The sequence below is a fragment of the Niveispirillum cyanobacteriorum genome (assembly GCF_002868735.1).
Lineage (GTDB): Bacteria > Pseudomonadota > Alphaproteobacteria > Azospirillales > Azospirillaceae > Niveispirillum > Niveispirillum cyanobacteriorum.
The window spans coordinates 2231629-2247836 of record NZ_CP025611.1; the positions used below are offsets into that span (position 1 = coordinate 2231629).

Sequence of the window (16208 nt, forward strand, 5' to 3'; positions counted from 1 at the left end):
GCACGATGCTATCCTTGGACCCGGACCGCCGATGAACCGGCGGGCGCGACTTTATAGTGCATAGTGCGGTTGCGACGGAACGGGCAAGGCGGGGGGAGGCGTCGATGATGGAACGGCGGCCACGCATCGGGATCACCGGCAGTGCCGGCACAGGCAAAACCAGCCTAGTCGAGGCTGTATCCGACCTGCTGCACCTGCCCGTGCGGCGGGAGGCGATGCGCGACCGGCTGATGGCCGGGTTTGATCCCCATGCCCTGTCGCGTGACGGCCATCGCCGCATGATCGCGGGTGACGCCGACGATCTGGCCCTAGATCTGGCACGGGCACAGGACGGTCTGGTCACCGACCGCACGCCGCTGGACATGGCGTCCTTCTGGCTGGTGAATGGCTTTGCCGTGGATGATCCGGCGGCAACGGAGGCGCTGCTGGCCCGCGCCGTCTGCGGCATGGCCGATTATGATCTGGTGGTGCTGCTGCCTTGGGGCGTGCGGCCCGTTGCGGCGGACGGCGTGCGGTCTACCAACCCCTGGATGCAACTGCATTTTCAGACGGTGCTGGAGGGGCTGTGCCGGCTTTACGTTGCGCCAGACCGGCTGCTGCATGCCAGCCCGATGGCCGGGACAGAGATGCTGGCCATGCTGATCCGAGACCGCGTCTGTCGTTAAGCCTCGTCAAAGATCTCCAGCGCCTTGCGGAAGACGCGGGAATAGTCGGCGGTGGTGCCGAACGGGGTCTGTTCTTCCGCCAGGCCGGGCAGGTTCGCCGGTGCGTCGGACGCCGTACGGAAATAGGACAGGATAAAAATGCGCAGCGCCGCCGTCAGGGCGCTGTCGCCCCGACGCCCGTCGATCATGGTGACAATGTCGTTCAGCGACTGCCCCTCGCGCCGGCTGATATCGGCCAGACTGTCCCACAGCAGCGGTTCCATTCGGATACTCGTGCGTTTCCCCGCCACAACGACATTGCGACACACCGCCCGCATGGATTCGGGCGCTGTATCTTCGGGATTGGTGGGGGGACGACGCTTGGCGGCCATGGGAACCGGCTGTCCTATTGTTCAATTAGGTCATCAGTTGCATGGAACATATTGAACCCACTTGTAGGACACAATGGGTTGTCGAAGGTATTATGACAACGCAGTCCTGCAACCCCGCTCTTTTCAGCACCCGCGCCATTTGTAACAGGCGGCACCAAATTTGTTGCAGGTGGGAAACGGCGGAAGACAGGGACGGCACAGACGCTATGATGGGCACATCAGATCGCTGCCCTTCCGTGTTCTTGAGGTCCGCCCATGCCCGCCTATCAGCCCCTGTCCTCCCGCCCCCGCCTGAAGCCTGGTGTGCCGTTGGGCGGTGTTGCCGCCATCGTGGTGCTGGCAGGTACGGTGGGCTGGGCGCTGGTGGCAGGAGATCCGGTGGGGTCGGGCGACCAGTTGGCCAAGCTGGGCCACAAGATCGAGATGTCGCTGGGCGATGGCGGCGTCCGCGTGCATGTGGATGATCGCGTCACAGAGCGGGCGCAGGACCGCGTGGCCGAACGGATGGCGGAGCGGGCCAAACGGATGGAGATGGGCGATGGGCGGGCCGTCGATATGGGCGCCATCACCCGGTCGGTTTCCGAACAGATCGACGCCGCCGCCAAGGCCGCGACCGCCAAGGCCGACCGGAACAAGGGCCGTCGCGATGGCGATATCCGCTATCTGGACCGCACCACCGCCGATGATGGCACCAACCGTATCACAGCCATGGCCGAGGCGCCGTCCGGCGTGCGGCTGGCCGGGGTGATGGGATCGGTGCGAATCAAGGTAGTGGGGGACGCCGCCGATGGCGTGCTGTTCACGCTGGAGAACAGTCGCAAGCGTTACAACCTTTCCATCGATGACGGGGTGCTGTGGATCACCGGGCCGGGACCGCAGAGCCAGCCTGACGTTACCCTGGAACTGTCGGTCCCTCGCGGTACGCCGCTGCTCGTCAACAATTTCACAGGTGACCTGACGGTGGATGGCGATTTGGGGGCCCCCGCCCGGCTGGAACTGGCCAATGGCGAGATGAAGCTGGGGGCGCTGGAGTCGGCGCGGGTCCGCATCACGCAGTCAGGAACCGTGTCGGTGGGCGACGTGAAGGGGCTGGCCGGTGTGCAGTTGTCTGGCGATGGCGAAGTGCGTATGGGCAATGTCGGCACCGCCGCCCTGGAAGTGAACGGCAATGGCGCCGTGAAGCTGGGCACCGTGTCGGAGGGCCTGTCCGTCTCCATGCCGGGCCCCGGCGACATCAAGGTCGGCATGCTGGCGGGCAGCCTGGGTGCCGCCATCCCCGGCCCCGGCACCCTGACCATCGGCGGAGGACAAGTGGACAGCATGGCCATCGGCGTCACCGGTCCGGGCACCGTTGATTTCAACGGCAAGGCGAAGGACCCCCGCGTCCTAATGACCGGCCCCGGCCGCGTCAGCCTGGCCGGGCACAGCGGTACGCCGAAGGTCTACCATGTCGGTCCCGGCAAGGTGGAATTGTCGCGCTAAGAGAGACCGGCAGTTAAGGCACCGTCACCCGCCGCAAGGTCAGGTTCAGCCGCCCGCCCTGCGGCAGCAGGCGGGAGGACCCGACGCGCAGCCGGTCCACGCCGTGGTAATAGAGGCGTGACGGGCCAGCGAAGATCATGACCGTCCCGCTTTCTACCGGGAATGACCGGGTCGGGTCGCTGCGTGCCGGGCCGCCCAAACGGAAAATCCCGGTATCGCCCAGGGAGATGTTCAGGATCGGGGCGTCCTTCGCCTCCTCATCCTCATCCCGGTGCAGCGAAAGCTTCGCGCCATCCCCCTGATAATGGTTGATCAGGCAGCATTCCGGATCATGACCATAGCCCGTCAGATCGCGCCACAAGGCCAGCAGCGCATCGGGGATCGCGGGCCACGGCCGTCCCGTGACCGGATGGACAGGGGAATAGCGGTAGCTCTGCCGGTCGGCGATCCAGCCCTGGCTGCCGGCATTGGTCATGTCGATGGAGAAGGGACGGCCCGTACGCGGCATGATATAGCGGGTGAAGGGGGCCTGCTGCGCGATGGTATCGACCAGGGACAGAATGGACTTCTGCCCATCACGATCCAGATATCCAGGCAGTATCCGAAACCCTTCCGCCATGGTCGTCATGCCCCTTATCCCCCTTGCCCTGCGTGTCGCGCGGGTCGCGCAGCCTCAAAAATGCGTACGGACATGACAGTGTCACGCGCCAATCATAGACTCAGCGGCCCAACGCGCCTAGATTCCCCCTTATGAGAGACGAAACCTTCGATAGCGAGCATAGTGCCGACTGGAACCCCGTCGCCTTGCGCGGTGGTCTAGTCAGCTTGCGGGTTCCGTCAAGCTGGCAGCGTCTGTCGCGTGACGATGGCGGGCTGGCATTTCAGTCACCAGGACCCCACCCGGTCGATCTCCTGATCTCCATCGTCACCTACCGCAACCCCTATGGCGTGCGGGCGGAAGAGGCGATCCAGTATCTGGACCGAGAGAATGTACTGCCGCGCGGCATCCTGCCCTCGATGGAGACGGGCGACGGCCCTGACGATGCCGATGAACGGCATTGGATCGCCTACGCCGTGGCCCAGCCGCCCGACCGGCAGATTTTCGTCTGGAAGGTGGCGGATTTCCAACCGCCCGACCATGTCCGCGTCGTCACCCTGCAACTGCTGGTGCCCGGCGACAGCGCCGCCGACCCCGAACTGTCTGACCTGATCGACCGGTTGGGGGAAGAGGCGGCGCGTATCAAGTTCCATCCCGGCCCCATCCAGGGGCCCGTACAGCGCGTGACCATGCGCAATGTCTGGCATAGCGACAGTGTCCGCTTCCGCCTACCCTGGGACTGGCAGACCCTGCAAGAGGGTGACCTGACCCTGTTCCACCGCGAAATGGACGGGGCCGGCACCCTGCGTGTCGCCATGCATCAGTTCGACCATACGGGCGATGACGGGGAAATCCTGGCTCGCGCCGTCCTGCGCCAGACCGCCGAACAGTTCGCCGACGGTCCCGACGGGCGCGTGGGCGAAGGGTCGGTAGAATGGATGCCCGACGGCGAGGTGATGGCAAGGTTCGTCACCGACGGGGAGGAGGATGGCGAGCAGTTGCGCTTCTTCCTGTGGATGCGTGGGGCGGCACTGGAGGGCAAGACCACCGTGGCCCTGTTCAGCTTCGCCTTCCCGCAATCCTCCCGCGGGGGTGACCTGGAGCGCACGACCCTGGCCATGCTGGAGCAGGAAATCCGCCGGGCCGTGGTCGGCATCACCGACAGCACGGAAATCCATGACGAGGAAGACGAGTTGTCGGACGGGTTCAGCCTCGCCGACCTGCTGGATGACGACGATCTTCTCGACAGCCTCGATGATGATGACGACCTCGATATCGACGAGGATGATGAGGAAGAGGATGGCGGGGACGAGGGCGGGCCCATTGGTCGGGCATAGAAATTCCGCGCAGCTGTGATCTTCGTCATAGCCCCTTGTCAAACCGGGTGATCCTACCCCACATGTCGGCTGTCGTTTCCCCCAACCGACTGCGCCGCCCCCCGCAATGCCCGACAGCCTGCCCAACCACAACACCGTCTCTGGTGAACCCTGCCGGATCATGAGCCGCCTGTGCAGTGCCGGCCTGCGCCCCACGCGCCAGCGGGTCGATCTGGCCAGGCTGCTGTTCCGGTGCGGTAATCGCCATGTCACCGCTGAGCAATTGCATGCCGAAGCCGTGGCGACGGGGGTGAAGGTGTCACTGGCCACCGTCTACAACACCCTGAACCAGTTCCGCGATGCGGGGCTGCTGCGCGAGGTGGTGGTGGAGGCCGGCAGCACCTGGTTCGATACCAATATCGACGACCATCACCATTTCTTTCATGAGAATAGCCGCCGCTTGCAGGACATCTGCTGTACCAAGCTGGTGCTGCCCGACCTTCCCTGCCTGCCCGACGGCACGCAGGTGGCGCGCGTGGACGTGATTATCCGCCTGCGGGACGCGGATTGAATTCACTGTCATTTTCAATCTTCTAGGCAGGCCATCGCGAATATTGCGACGCTGCCCGCGCGAACGTAGACTGCCCCTATCATCTCGAAGCCCAGCCGGCGCGTACGCGCCGGGGTGGCGGGGGGCTCCATGCGCAGAGTATTGATGGGCGGCCTGGCCCTTGTGGCCGGCGTCCAGCTTGCCGGAACGGCCATCGACATGCAGGCGGGCTGGCGGGCATACCGGCAGGCGGCTGACATCGCCAACATGAAGCAGGTCAGCCGCGACCTGCTGGTGGCGGCCCGCGACCACGGCATCGAAGCCGGCATGATCAATCTGGTGCTGGAGGCAGCCCGGACGCAGAATGCACCCGAAGCCGCCCTGCGTCCACAGATCGACCGCCATCGCAACGAAACCGACCGCGCCGCCCTGGCAGCATTGGATCGGCTGGACCGGATCGGGACCGAAAGCTCGCTGTCGGAGGATGTGGGGTCGCTGCGGGTGGCCCTGTCCCGGGTACGGGAGTTGCGGGAGGGAATGGAGGCGCTGCTGACGCGCCTGCAGGATGGCCGCTCACTGGAGGCGGCGGGCCCCAGCCCCACCGACAACACCCTGATGATCGCGGAATGGCGCGATGCCTCCCGATCCTATCTGACGGCGCTGCTGACCCTGCTGCGGGAGATCAATAAGCCCGCCCTGTCGCTGGGTGGAGAAGCGGCGGCAGCGGAAATGCTGACGCGGGAAACGATCCGCCTGCGATCCCAGCTCGGCAATGACATGGGACAGATCTACCGCATCGCCGGCGCCAATAACCCGCCCGACCTGCAGGCGGCCAGCATCTCCCTGGCGCAGGTGGAACAGGTCTGGCAACTGGTTCGGGATGTCGGTGACCCCACCATGTTCCCGGAGGCGACGCAGGCAGCCCTGCGTCAGATGGAGGCGGCGTTCTTTCAGCGCTACCTGCCGCTGCGCGCCGCCATCCTGGACGCCGCCAGCCGGGGGGAGGCGCGGGGCCGCATGCCGGAACTGCTGCGCAACGGCACCAGCCTGCTGAATGCTGCGAGCGATCTGGTAGGGGCCGCCGTCGGCGTCGCCGCCATGGCGACGGAACAGAACAGGCTTCTGGCCCGCCAGAAATTATGGGTGGATGCGTTCGAGCTGCTGATCTCCATGGTGGCGCTGATCTTCGCCGCCTGGATGGTGCGCAACCGCGTGCTGCGGCCTATTCAGCAGATGACGGAGGCCATGCGCGCCCTGGCCGGCGGTGACCATGCTGTGGCCCTGCCGGAGATCAAGGGTGTGGGCGTGGAGGTTGGGGCCATGATGGCCGCCGTCCGCGTCTTCAAGGAGAATGCCCGGCAGCTGCGCAAGGAGAACCGGGAGCGGGGCCGCATGGAGCGGCTGCTGACCGTCGAACGCTCCATCCTAGAAATGGCCGCCGCTGGCGCACCGCTGGGCGAGGTGCTGGAGGCACTCTGCCGGGGGATTGAGGAACAGCTGGACGGGGCCCGCTGCACCATCCTGCTGCTGCGTGAAGACGGGATGCATATCACGGTGGCCGCCGCCCCCAGTTTTCCCGCGCGCATGCGGGAGGTCTATGAAGGTGTGGCCATCGGGCCGGAGGTCGGGTCCTGCGGTTCCGCCCTTTATCGCCGGGCACCGGTCATCGTCACCGATGTCGCCCATGATCCGCGCTGGCACCTGTACAAGGATGTGGTCCTGGCCGAAGGGCTGCAATCCTGCTGGTCGCTGCCCATCCTGTCGGGCGATGGCGAACCGCTGGGCGCCTTCGCCATCTATGGCGAGGCGGCGCGCGAACCCCATGACTGGGAGATGGAGCGGGCCCGGCGCGCGGTGCAGCTGGCGGCATTGGCCATCACCAGCCGGCGGGCCGCCGAACAGCTTGAACATGCCAAGGCACAGGCCGAACTAGGCAGCCGCACCAAGTCCGAATTCCTGGCCAATATGAGCCATGAGCTGCGTACCCCGCTCAACGCCATCATCGGCTTTGCCGAGGTGCTGGAAAGCGAGATGAAGACCAATGACAAGAATGGCCAGAATGCCAGTTCCGTTGCCTATGCCGGCGACATCATTGCGTCAGGCCGCCACCTGCTGAACCTGATCAACGACATCCTGGACGTGTCCAAGATGGAGGCGGGCCGGGTGGAACTGCGCGAGCGCATCTGCGGCATGGAGGAACTGGTGCGGGGGTGCGAGCGCATCGTGCGGGCACGCGCCATGGAACGCCGCCTGAACCTGGTGGTGGAGGTGGCGGACGGCATGCCGCCCATCCTGGTCGACGATGTGAAGTTCAAGCAGATCATCCTGAACCTGATGTCGAACGCCATCAAGTTCACCTCCCCTGGCGGCACGGTGAAACTGACGGCCAGCGTCGATCCCTCACGCGGGGTGGCCGTGGCGGTCAGCGATACCGGTATCGGCATCAGGCCGGAGGACCTGTCCAAGGTCTTCGTGCCATTCCATCAGGTCGATAATGTCTATGCCCGCTCCAACCCCGGCACAGGCCTGGGCCTGACCCTGTCCAAGGGGCTGGCGGAGTTGCATGGCGGGCGGCTGTCCATCGAAAGCGTGTTCGGGGAGGGGACGGTGGTCACCCTGACCCTGCCGCCATCCCGCATCGTCTGGACCGAAAGTGCCGGCCTGCCCTTCCCCCTGCCGATGCGGTGAAGGACGATAGGCTGCTGGCAATCCATGCTTAAGGCCGGGTCCGCACTGACCGATGGCGTACCACCCCGTGCCGCTTGACGCGCTGATCCGCTTTGACCCTACTGACGGCACGCGTGCTTTATCCGACAGGAGAACAGGATGATCGACCATCACCGCGCCCTGATTTTTGCCATGGTGCTGACCTCGGCGTCGGATGGCGACATGACTGACGCGGAACTGCATGCCATGGGCGAGAATATCCGCTTCCTGCCGGTCTTTGCCGATTTCGACCCGCACAAGCTGCCGCAGGTGGCGCAGGAATGCACCGACATCCTAGGCGATCCCGACGGGCTGGATGCCGCTATCGCCATGATCAAGCGGTCACTGCCCAAATCGCTGCGGGAAACCGCCTATATGCTGGCCTGTGAGATCGTGGCCGCTGACCGCACCGCCAGCCAGGAGGAACTACGCCTGCTGGAGATGCTGCGCCATGGGCTGGATGTGGACCGGCTGACGGCCGCCGCCCTGGAACGCGGGGCCCGCGCCCGTTACACGGTCGCCTGAGACCATGGAAGACAGAAGCCTGCGCCCCCCCGCCATCGCGGGCTGGTGCCTGTATGACTGGGCCATGTCGGCCTTCAACACCGTCATCGGCACCTTCGTCTTTTCGGTCTATTTCACCAAGGGCGTGGCCGCGAACCCTGATGAGGGTTCGGCCGACTGGGCGTTTATGCTGGGCCTGTCGGGGCTGGTCATCGCCCTGCTCTCCCCCGTTCTAGGGGCTATTGCCGACCGGGGCGGACGGATCAAACCCTGGCTGGCCGTCTGTACCGTCGTCGCCGTGGGGGGATCGGCCCTGCTCTGGCTGATCCGGCCCGATCCTTCCTATGCGCTGCCGGCCCTGCTGCTGGTGGGCATTGCCAGTACGGCCTTTGAGCTGTCGAACGTCTTCTACAACGCCCTGCTGCCCGTCATCACGCCGCGCAGCCATCTGGGCCGCGTGTCCGGCTGGGGCTGGGGTGTCGGCTATTTGGGCGGGCTGGTCTGTCTGGTGCTGTGCCTGGTCCTGCTGCTGCAAGCCGACTCACCCCTGTTCGGCCTGATCAGCAAGGAAGAGGCTGAACCGGTGCGCGCCACCTCCGTCCTGGTCGCCATCTGGTACGGACTGTTTGCCCTACCCTTATTCCTGCTGGTGCCCGACCGGGTGCCGGAAGCCGGTATGACGGCGCTGCGGGCGGTCCGCGAAGGCTGGTCCAGCCTGCTGACCACCATCCGCTCCATGCCGCAGCATGCCAACACGCTGCGCTTCCTGATCGCCAGCGCCCTGTGGCGCGACGGGATCAATACCATCACGGCCTTTGGCGGCATCTATGCCGGCATCGTCTTCGGCATGGTGGAGGCGCAGTTGATCCTGTTCGCCATCGCCCTGAACGTGGCCGCCGGCCTCGGCGCTATCGGCTTTGCCTGGGCCGATGACCGGATCGGGGCCAAGCCGACTTTGATCATCAGCCTGATCGGCCTGATCATCACCGGAACCTCGATGGTGCTGATCGGCACTGGCGCGTGGGCGTGGGCCCCGCCCTTGTCCATGCCGCTGGATTTCACCCCGGATCAGCAATGGCTGCTGCTGCTGGGCATGGGGCTGGGCGTGTTTTTCGGCCCGGCACAGGCCGCCGCCCGCTCCATGATGGCCCGCATCTCCCCGCCAGGGCTGGAGACGGAATTCTTCGGCATCTATGCCCTGACGGGCCGTGCCGTGGGTGTGCTGGGTCCGCTGGCCTATGGCGTGGCCGTTACCGCCATGGGCACGCAACGTGCGGGCATGGCGACGGTGATCGTCCTGTTCCTGCTGGGTCTGGGCCTGCTGCTGACGGTGAAGGAGCGTCGGTAACCCCGCTGCACGCGATCACCCCCGCTTATTTCACCACATAGGGCTTGCCGGCGATGTCATACATCACGGCACCTTGAGGCACCGAATTCAGGTTCACGCTGCGCCGCCCGCCTAGACCCGGCTCACCATTGTAATGCCAGAGATCCTCGCTGTTCACGTAGTAAACGGCGCTGGTGCGGAAGGTGTAATAGCCTTCGCGCGCCACCGACACGGTCAGGACCATTTCGGTATCGGTTTCCATGGGCTTGGATTTCAGCGCCTCCAGCCCGACGGCGGCGACACCCGCCGAGATGCCCCACGGGAACTTGGCCAGATCGCCGCCCGTCAGATGCGACGCCAGCCCCACACCCGCCGCCAGCAGGGTCAGCGGACCAGGGAACGGATCGGCGGCCATGCGCGGACCGCTGCTTTTCACGGTCAGCACATCAATCCCCACCGCCACCACATCGGGACGGGCATCGACGGAGACCAGATGCCCCTGCTGGACCAGCCGGGTGGTCACCGCCGACAGGAAAGCATCGGCAAATAAGGTATCGTCGCGGCGCATCATATAGACCTGCACCGGCACCTTCCTGCCCATCTGAAATTCCAGATGGGCGGAAATTGCCGAGGCCACATCATCCGCCACCACCTGCCACTGCCCTGCCGATTGCAGCACGGGCTGCGGCTTCATCGGAATGGAAACCGCCATGGGCCGGGCGGAGCACCCCGCCAGACCCAGGCAAAGCGCCATGGCCATCACGGAAGCAAGGCTTTTGGCGGCAAGGCGGCGGCGGGGGGCGGCGGTGCGGTTCATGATGGTTCGTCCGGCTGAAGCGGTGGCTTTGCCGAGCAGAGAAGCAACCGCCGTGCCAGGGGTTAAAGCTCCCGTGCCCGCGTGGCGCCCAGCACGCCCCAGAAGGCACCGTCCGGCCCGGCAACCGGCAAGGCCAGCGCCTCCACGTCATGCAGGGCACCATTGGACATCACCGATTGATCGGCTGCGAAACGGTGGGGCTGCTGTGCCGCCGTGACCGTGGTCAAGACGCGCAGGATGCGACCGAACACCGGCTGACGCGCATAATCGTTGATATGACGGCCTGTCGGGTCAATGCCGTAATTGGCAACGGTCTGCCGACCGAAACCACGACCGATAAAGTCCGACGGGCCGCCACCCGGCACCCGTTCCAGCCACCAGAGATGATCTGCGGCTACGGCTTGTGCGGGGGGCAGCAGATCATCAATGCAGGGCAGGTTCTGCCCCGGCAGCGTCGCCGCCAGCCAGGCATCGAACAGCAGGCGCAGGCAGGGATGGCGCAGTGCCGCGCGATCCGCCACCGGCTCCAGGATGAAAGCATCACTCATTCGGCCACCGACTTCCCGATCGCGGCCCCAGCGCCTGGATTGAGATTGGGGCGCAACCCCCACTTTGCCAAGTCGGCAAGTGGTCTAGGCGTGAAGTCTGGTATCAGTCCGGCATTACCGTCATTTCGGCAGTACCGTCGCCCTTGGGCCGGTCCTGATCCAGAGGCTGGCCCTGCACGCGGAAGCACAGGGTCTCCGCGATATTGGTGGCATGGTCGCCAATCCGTTCCAGGTTCTTGGCCGCAAACAGCAGATGGGTGCAGGCCGTGATGCGGGCCGGGCTTTCCATCATATAGGTCAGCAGTTCGCGGAACAGCGATGTATAGGCGCGGTCCACCTCTTCATCCCGCCGGCGGACGGCCAGCGCGGTTTCGGCGTCATCCTCGTCATAGGCCTTCATGACAGCGGCCAGCATATCGGCCACGGCGCGACCGATGGGCAGCATGGACCGGGCCAGCGAGACTTCCGGCTGCGACTGCAACACGAAGGAGCGCTTGGCGACATTGGCCGCGAAATCGCCGATTCGCTCCAGATTATTGGCGACACGCAGGGCGCCGATGACATCGCGCAGGTCGTTGGCCTTGGGATGACGCAGGGCCAGCAGACGGACGGTCTGCGCCTCCACCTTGCGCTCCAGTTCGTCCAGATCGGCGTCCTTGGCCATGACTTGGCTGGCCAGATCGGTATCGCGGTCGGTCATAGCCGCCACGGCATCCGTGATCTGCCGCTCCGCCAGCACACCCATCTGCCGCACCAGATCGTGCAGGATGTCGAGCTGTTCGTCGAAGGCGGACACGATGTGCCGGGTGGGGATGATGCTGGCTTTTCCGTCCACGGGACTGGCTCCGGCAATGGCGATTGCATGAATTGTCAAGAAACCATCTAACACAAATGGCCGCTCCTGTGGCACGTTCAAGAAAAGTTCATCTTTCGCTCAATGGTCACCGCCCATCATGACACCCCATGAACTGCTCGCCGTTGTCGATAAGCATGAACGCTGGCTGAAGCGGCTGACAGGTGGTGCCCGTGCGATGCTGGCACTGGCCGACCTGCAGGGTCACAATTTTTCCGGCGCAAATTTGCAGAATTCCAAGCTGTCGGGCGCCAACCTGTCGGATTGCGACTTCACGGCGGCCAACCTGACGGCAGCCGACCTGTTCGCTGCGCGCCTGACGCGGGCCATCCTGGTGAACACCAACCTGACCAATGCCGACCTGCGCGGCGCCCATCTGCGCGGTGCGCGGTTGAAATGCGCCATCCTACGCGGGGCCGACCTGCGCGGCGGGGCGCTGCTGGATCGGCGCGCGCCGGGCAGTGTGAAGATGGAACCGTCGGACCTGCGCGGTGCCGATATGGATGACGCCACGCTGTCCAACGCCAATCTGGCCGGCGCCGACCTGTCGGAATGTTCGCTGGTGGGGGCCGATTGTTCGGGCGCGCAGATGGCCGGCTGCAACATGGCCCGGTCAGTGATGAAAAGTGCGAATTTCGCCGGCTGCGACATGCGCGGCGTCAACCTGAACAGCGCCAACCTGATGGGCGCCAAGCTGCGTGACGTCAACCTGTCGGGCGCTGTCCTGTCGGGGGCCAACCTGCGCAACGCCGATTTGCAGGGGGCGAACCTGGAAGGTGTCGACCTGTCCAATGTCGACATGCTGGGCGCCAATTTCAGCCGGTCTGCCGAAACCTTCTCCGGCACCATCCAGCGCATCCTGACCCAGCATCAGGCCTGGATCACCAGTAATGGCGACAAGGGGGAACGCGCCGACCTGGAGGGTCAAGACCTCTCGCATATCGACCTGAATGGCGCCAATCTGGGTGGGGCCAACCTGAAGGGCGTCAATTTCTCAGGCGCCAAGCTGCGCGACTGTCTGTTTGTGATGGCCGATCTGGCGGGGGCGGCGCTGAATTTCGCCGATCTGACAGGGGCGACCCTGGACGGCGCCAATCTGCGCGGCGGCAACCTGTCGGGCGCCAAGCTGGACAATGCCAAGATCGGGTCAGTGGAAATCAAGGGCCCGAACGGTCGCGGCACGGGCCGCAAATGGCCCGCCAACCTGTCCAACACCACCATCGTCCAGGCCAGCCTCACCCGCGCCTCTATGCGCGGGGTCAACCTGTCGGGGGCCGACCTGCGCGGGTCCGACCTGTCGGGGGCCAACCTGCTGGAAGCCAATATCCGCGGCGCCAATCTGGCAGACACCATCACCACGGGGACCACCATGCCGGCCCCCGATGATGATGACGATGATTTCAGCTAGAACCGTTCGTTTTCCCCAAGCGCCGACGCGGCGGTCGCCGCTGGAGCGGTTTCCGGTCAACGGAAAACCGCTCTCATCAGTCAGGCCCAGCGCAGACCGGCAGCGGCCCAGGTGGGGCGGTGGGGGCTGGCCTCGATCAGCTTTGACAGCATGTCCGGGCCGGGTAGCGTGCCCAGCGGCGCGCCCAGTTCCTCGCGATGGATACCGCCCGTGATGAACAGGCTGTCGATGCCGGCGGCATTGGCGCCCGCCACATCGGTGCGCAGACTGTCGCCCACGGCCAAGATGCGGCCCGGCGCGATACCGCCCAGAAGGTCGAAGCAGCGACGATAGACGGGGGCATGCGGCTTGCCGTGATAGCGGACATCGCCGCCGATTTCCGCATAATGACGGGCCAGTTCGCCGGCGCAGATCACCAGTTCCTGATCGATCACCACCACCAGATCGGGATTGGCGCACAGCATGGGCAACCCCCGCTCCAGACAGCGGCGCAGGATCGGATCGTAATCGGCCAGCGTCTCCTCATAGGCGTCGATGCCGGTATTGATGACGAAATCCGCCTGTTCGGGGCTGTCGACCCGTACACGGTCCGTCAGGCTGTCATAGACGTCATTGTCGCGCGGCGGGCCGATATGGAACAGCTTCGGCCCCAGTGCGGAATGCCAATCATCGCTGCGGTCGCGCAAAGCCTCGAAACTGGCCTCACCGGACGTGTAGAGCGCGTCATACAGGTTGGTCGTCACCCCCATGGCCGTCAGCTTGGCCTCCGCGGCAGCGATACGGCGAGGGGCATTGGACAGAAGGCAGACGCGCTTGCCCAGCCGTTTCAGGGTGGACAGACACTCCACGACACCCGGATAAGGCCGCACCCCGTCATGCACCACGCCCCACAGATCCAGGATGAAACCGTCATAACGGTCGGCGACGGCCTCCAGGCCATTGATCATCGGGATGGACATGAGACCTTGCCTTGCCGTGTCTATGGTTGCGATGGGCAAGGTGGCGGCGGCGTGGCGCCAGGGCAAGGCTGGGCAGGGCATGGCAGCCGTGCCCCGCAGGGCGCGCCGGGATTAGGGGGCGCGGCGTGCGGCCAGACGCCAGTGCTTGGCCTGGGAATAATTGCGGGCCAGAAACTGGTATGTCTTCTTCAGCACGGCCTCGAATGCCTGACTTTTCTCGGTTGTGGTGCTTTCCCAGTCCTCCAGAACCTCGTCCCAGGGCAGCAGGGTCTGGTGCAGGTCGTCACGCATTTCGCGGATATAGGTGATGTTCTTGTCGAACTTGGCCAGCATCGACAGGATTTCGCCGGTCTGGGCGTCCACCTGGGCGAATCGCTGCTCCAGATCGGTGATCGGCGGCAGCGACAGCGTCTGCATCCGCACGATCTCTTCCTTCAGATTGCGCTCGTTCTTATAGATGCGGTGCGCATCCTCCAGCCCGACACGCACCTTGCCCAGCTTAGCCGCCCGCTCCCGCAGCGCCTCAATGTAGGACAGTTCCTTGGCAAGAGCGTCGATACGGCCCTCCACCTGCTCCTCGGCATTGCCGGAGAGGGAGAGCTTGTTGGCGATCATCTTGAACGCCTCGCGCACACGGGCCTTGGTGTTGGGGTCCTCCACCACCTGTTCAAGCTGTTCAGGGCTGGACACCACCGTCTCACCCCCCGTCAGCCAGGTGACCATCTGCACCGTCAGGCGGCCCTTGGCGATAAGGAAATGACGGTCATCGACACGCCAGGAGGCGGAACCATCGATCAGTTCATTGGGGATCGTGTCGCCGGGACGGATTTCACGGACATATTTCAGCCCCTTGGCGACCATGTCGATCAACTGTCCGTCGAAACTTTTCGGATCGATCTTGAATTCGTTGCAGATCTTGTCCAGTGCCACCTCGGCCTGGACCTTGCCCAGCATGAAGCGCATCACCGGCTCTTCGGCGGATTTGGACCAGACGAAGCGGCAGCCATCGACCGTGAACACCTTGTGCTCGAACAGGAAATGCGTACTGCGATTCGGGCTGGGCTGGATGCCTTGGCTCATGTGAGGGTCGTTTCCGGTCAGACTGCGCAACTGCTGTGCAACAGATAGCATGGCCGCGATCAAGCAGCCGCGCCCAAATCCAAGCCTGTGCCGAAACCCAGGATTTCCCCTTTCGCGGCCATGCCTTGGCGGGGTAGCTTGGCACGAATTCCTTAGATTGCCCTTAATGGATGCCGATGTCGTCTGCCCCCATCGTTTCCGGTCCGGTCCCTGCCGTCGAGGTGGAGGCGCTGCACAAGCGCTTCGGCGACAACGAGGTGCTGAAAGGCGTGTCGTTGAACGCCAATGAGGGTGAGGTAGTGGCCCTTATCGGGTCGTCAGGGTCGGGCAAAAGCACGCTGCTGCGCTGTATCAACCTGCTGGAAATCCCCGATGAGGGGGTGGTGCGTATCGGCGGCGAACAGATTGCCATGAAGCCGGGCCGCCACGGCAACCAGCCCGCCGATGGACGCCAGGTGGAGCGCATCCGGCAGCGCTGCGGCATGGTGTTCCAGAGTTTCAATCTCTGGACCCATATGACGGTCCTGGAAAACATCATCGAAGCGCCGGTCCATGTGCTGAAACAGCCCAAGGATCAGGCCATCGCCAAGGCAGAGGCGCTTCTGGCTAAGGTCGGCCTGTCGGCCAAGCGCGATGCCTATCCGTCGCAGATGTCGGGCGGGCAGCAGCAGCGCGCAGCCATCGCCCGCATGCTGGCCATGGAACCCAAAGTGATGCTGTTCGATGAACCGACCAGCGCCCTTGACCCCGAACTGGTCGGCGAGGTGCTGAAGGTCATGCGTGATCTGGCCACGGAAGGGGCGACCATGTTGATCGTCACCCACGAAATGGCGTTTGCGCGCGAAGTATCGCACAAGGTCGTCTTTCTGCATCAAGGCCGCATCGAAGAGCAGGGGACACCGGCGGAAGTGTTTGGCAACCCGTCGTCGGAACGGTGCCGCCAGTTCCTGTCCCGTGAGGGACAGCGGTAAGTAACAGGCAATCCATTGACCGTATCGAGCCGGGAAATCCGGCCATGGTCCGC

The 16208-nt window shown here is 64.6% G+C and carries 16 protein-coding genes; 9 read left to right on the plus strand and 7 right to left on the minus strand.

Annotation, left to right across the window (positions count from 1 at the left end):
• The first annotated feature begins 104 nt into the window (after positions 1 to 104).
• Entirely contained in the window at positions 105 to 665 is a 561-nt protein-coding gene (locus C0V82_RS10305) for an AAA family ATPase (RefSeq protein WP_102112265.1), read from the plus strand.
• On the opposite strand, the gene C0V82_RS10310 is transcribed toward C0V82_RS10305, so the two are convergent.
• Entirely contained in the window at positions 662 to 1036 is a 375-nt protein-coding gene (locus C0V82_RS10310; protein ID WP_245924058.1) for a ribbon-helix-helix domain-containing protein, read from the minus strand. The two genes, C0V82_RS10305 and C0V82_RS10310, sit on opposite strands and share 4 nt — an antisense overlap.
• 255 nt (positions 1037 to 1291) lie before the next feature.
• On the opposite strand from C0V82_RS10310, the gene C0V82_RS10315 reads away from it, so the two are divergent.
• Entirely contained in the window at positions 1292 to 2518 is a 1227-nt protein-coding gene (locus tag C0V82_RS10315) for a head GIN domain-containing protein (protein WP_102112266.1), read from the plus strand.
• Positions 2519 to 2531: 13 nt separating this feature from the next.
• Here C0V82_RS10315 and C0V82_RS10320 read toward each other — a convergent pair whose 3' ends face one another.
• Positions 2532 to 3146, minus strand: coding sequence for an alpha-ketoglutarate-dependent dioxygenase AlkB family protein (locus C0V82_RS10320; RefSeq protein WP_102112267.1), 615 nt, complete (start codon positions 3144 to 3146; stop codon positions 2532 to 2534).
• Between the two features lie 122 nt (positions 3147 to 3268).
• Here C0V82_RS10320 and C0V82_RS10325 point away from each other — a divergent pair, with 122 nt between their 5' ends.
• The 5 genes from C0V82_RS10325 to C0V82_RS10345 all read left to right on the plus strand — a co-directional run bounded on the left by C0V82_RS10325 (position 3269) and on the right by C0V82_RS10345 (position 9540).
• Positions 3269 to 4453: a hypothetical protein gene (locus C0V82_RS10325; RefSeq protein WP_158659855.1), complete on the plus strand. Its 1185-nt coding sequence runs from the start codon at positions 3269 to 3271 to the stop codon at positions 4451 to 4453.
• 160 nt (positions 4454 to 4613) lie between these two features.
• Positions 4614 to 5003: an iron response transcriptional regulator IrrA gene (gene irrA, locus C0V82_RS10330; RefSeq protein ID WP_245924059.1), complete on the plus strand. Its 390-nt coding sequence runs from the start codon at positions 4614 to 4616 to the stop codon at positions 5001 to 5003.
• Between the two features lie 129 nt (positions 5004 to 5132).
• Positions 5133 to 7670 (plus strand): ATP-binding protein, encoded by a 2538-nt coding sequence (locus tag C0V82_RS10335; protein ID WP_158659856.1) that lies wholly within the window; start codon positions 5133 to 5135, stop codon positions 7668 to 7670.
• 138 nt (positions 7671 to 7808) lie between these two features.
• Entirely contained in the window at positions 7809 to 8213 is a 405-nt protein-coding gene (locus tag C0V82_RS10340; protein ID WP_054166967.1) for a tellurite resistance TerB family protein, read from the plus strand.
• 4 nt (positions 8214 to 8217) lie between these two features.
• On the plus strand, positions 8218 to 9540 hold the full coding sequence (locus tag C0V82_RS10345; protein ID WP_102112271.1) for an MFS transporter: 1323 nt from the start codon (positions 8218 to 8220) through the stop codon (positions 9538 to 9540).
• Positions 9541 to 9565: 25 nt separating this feature from the next.
• On the opposite strand, the gene C0V82_RS10350 is transcribed toward C0V82_RS10345, so the two are convergent.
• The 3 genes from C0V82_RS10350 to phoU all read right to left on the minus strand — a co-directional run bounded on the left by C0V82_RS10350 (position 9566) and on the right by phoU (position 11719).
• Positions 9566 to 10336, minus strand: coding sequence for a hypothetical protein (locus C0V82_RS10350; RefSeq protein WP_102112272.1), 771 nt, complete (start codon positions 10334 to 10336; stop codon positions 9566 to 9568).
• Between the two features lie 62 nt (positions 10337 to 10398).
• Positions 10399 to 10884 (minus strand): PAS domain-containing protein, encoded by a 486-nt coding sequence (locus tag C0V82_RS10355; protein ID WP_102112273.1) that lies wholly within the window; start codon positions 10882 to 10884, stop codon positions 10399 to 10401.
• A 103-nt stretch (positions 10885 to 10987) separates the two neighbouring features.
• Entirely contained in the window at positions 10988 to 11719 is a 732-nt protein-coding gene (phoU, locus tag C0V82_RS10360) for a phosphate signaling complex protein PhoU (RefSeq protein ID WP_245924060.1), read from the minus strand.
• A gap of 118 nt (positions 11720 to 11837) precedes the next feature.
• Between phoU and C0V82_RS10365 the strand changes: the two genes are divergently transcribed.
• On the plus strand, positions 11838 to 13145 hold the full coding sequence (locus C0V82_RS10365; RefSeq protein WP_102112274.1) for a pentapeptide repeat-containing protein: 1308 nt from the start codon (positions 11838 to 11840) through the stop codon (positions 13143 to 13145).
• Positions 13146 to 13225: 80 nt separating this feature from the next.
• Here C0V82_RS10365 and C0V82_RS10370 read toward each other — a convergent pair whose 3' ends face one another.
• Positions 13226 to 14104, minus strand: coding sequence for a TIGR01459 family HAD-type hydrolase (locus C0V82_RS10370; RefSeq protein WP_102112275.1), 879 nt, complete (start codon positions 14102 to 14104; stop codon positions 13226 to 13228).
• A 111-nt stretch (positions 14105 to 14215) separates the two neighbouring features.
• Positions 14216 to 15184 carry a hypothetical protein gene (locus C0V82_RS10375; RefSeq protein WP_102112276.1) on the minus strand — a complete coding sequence of 323 codons (969 nt, stop codon included), beginning with the start codon at positions 15182 to 15184 and terminating at the stop codon, positions 14216 to 14218.
• A 176-nt stretch (positions 15185 to 15360) separates the two neighbouring features.
• On the opposite strand from C0V82_RS10375, the gene C0V82_RS10380 reads away from it, so the two are divergent.
• Entirely contained in the window at positions 15361 to 16155 is a 795-nt protein-coding gene (locus tag C0V82_RS10380; RefSeq protein ID WP_102112277.1) for an ABC transporter ATP-binding protein, read from the plus strand.
• The last annotated feature ends 53 nt before the right edge of the window (positions 16156 to 16208 follow it).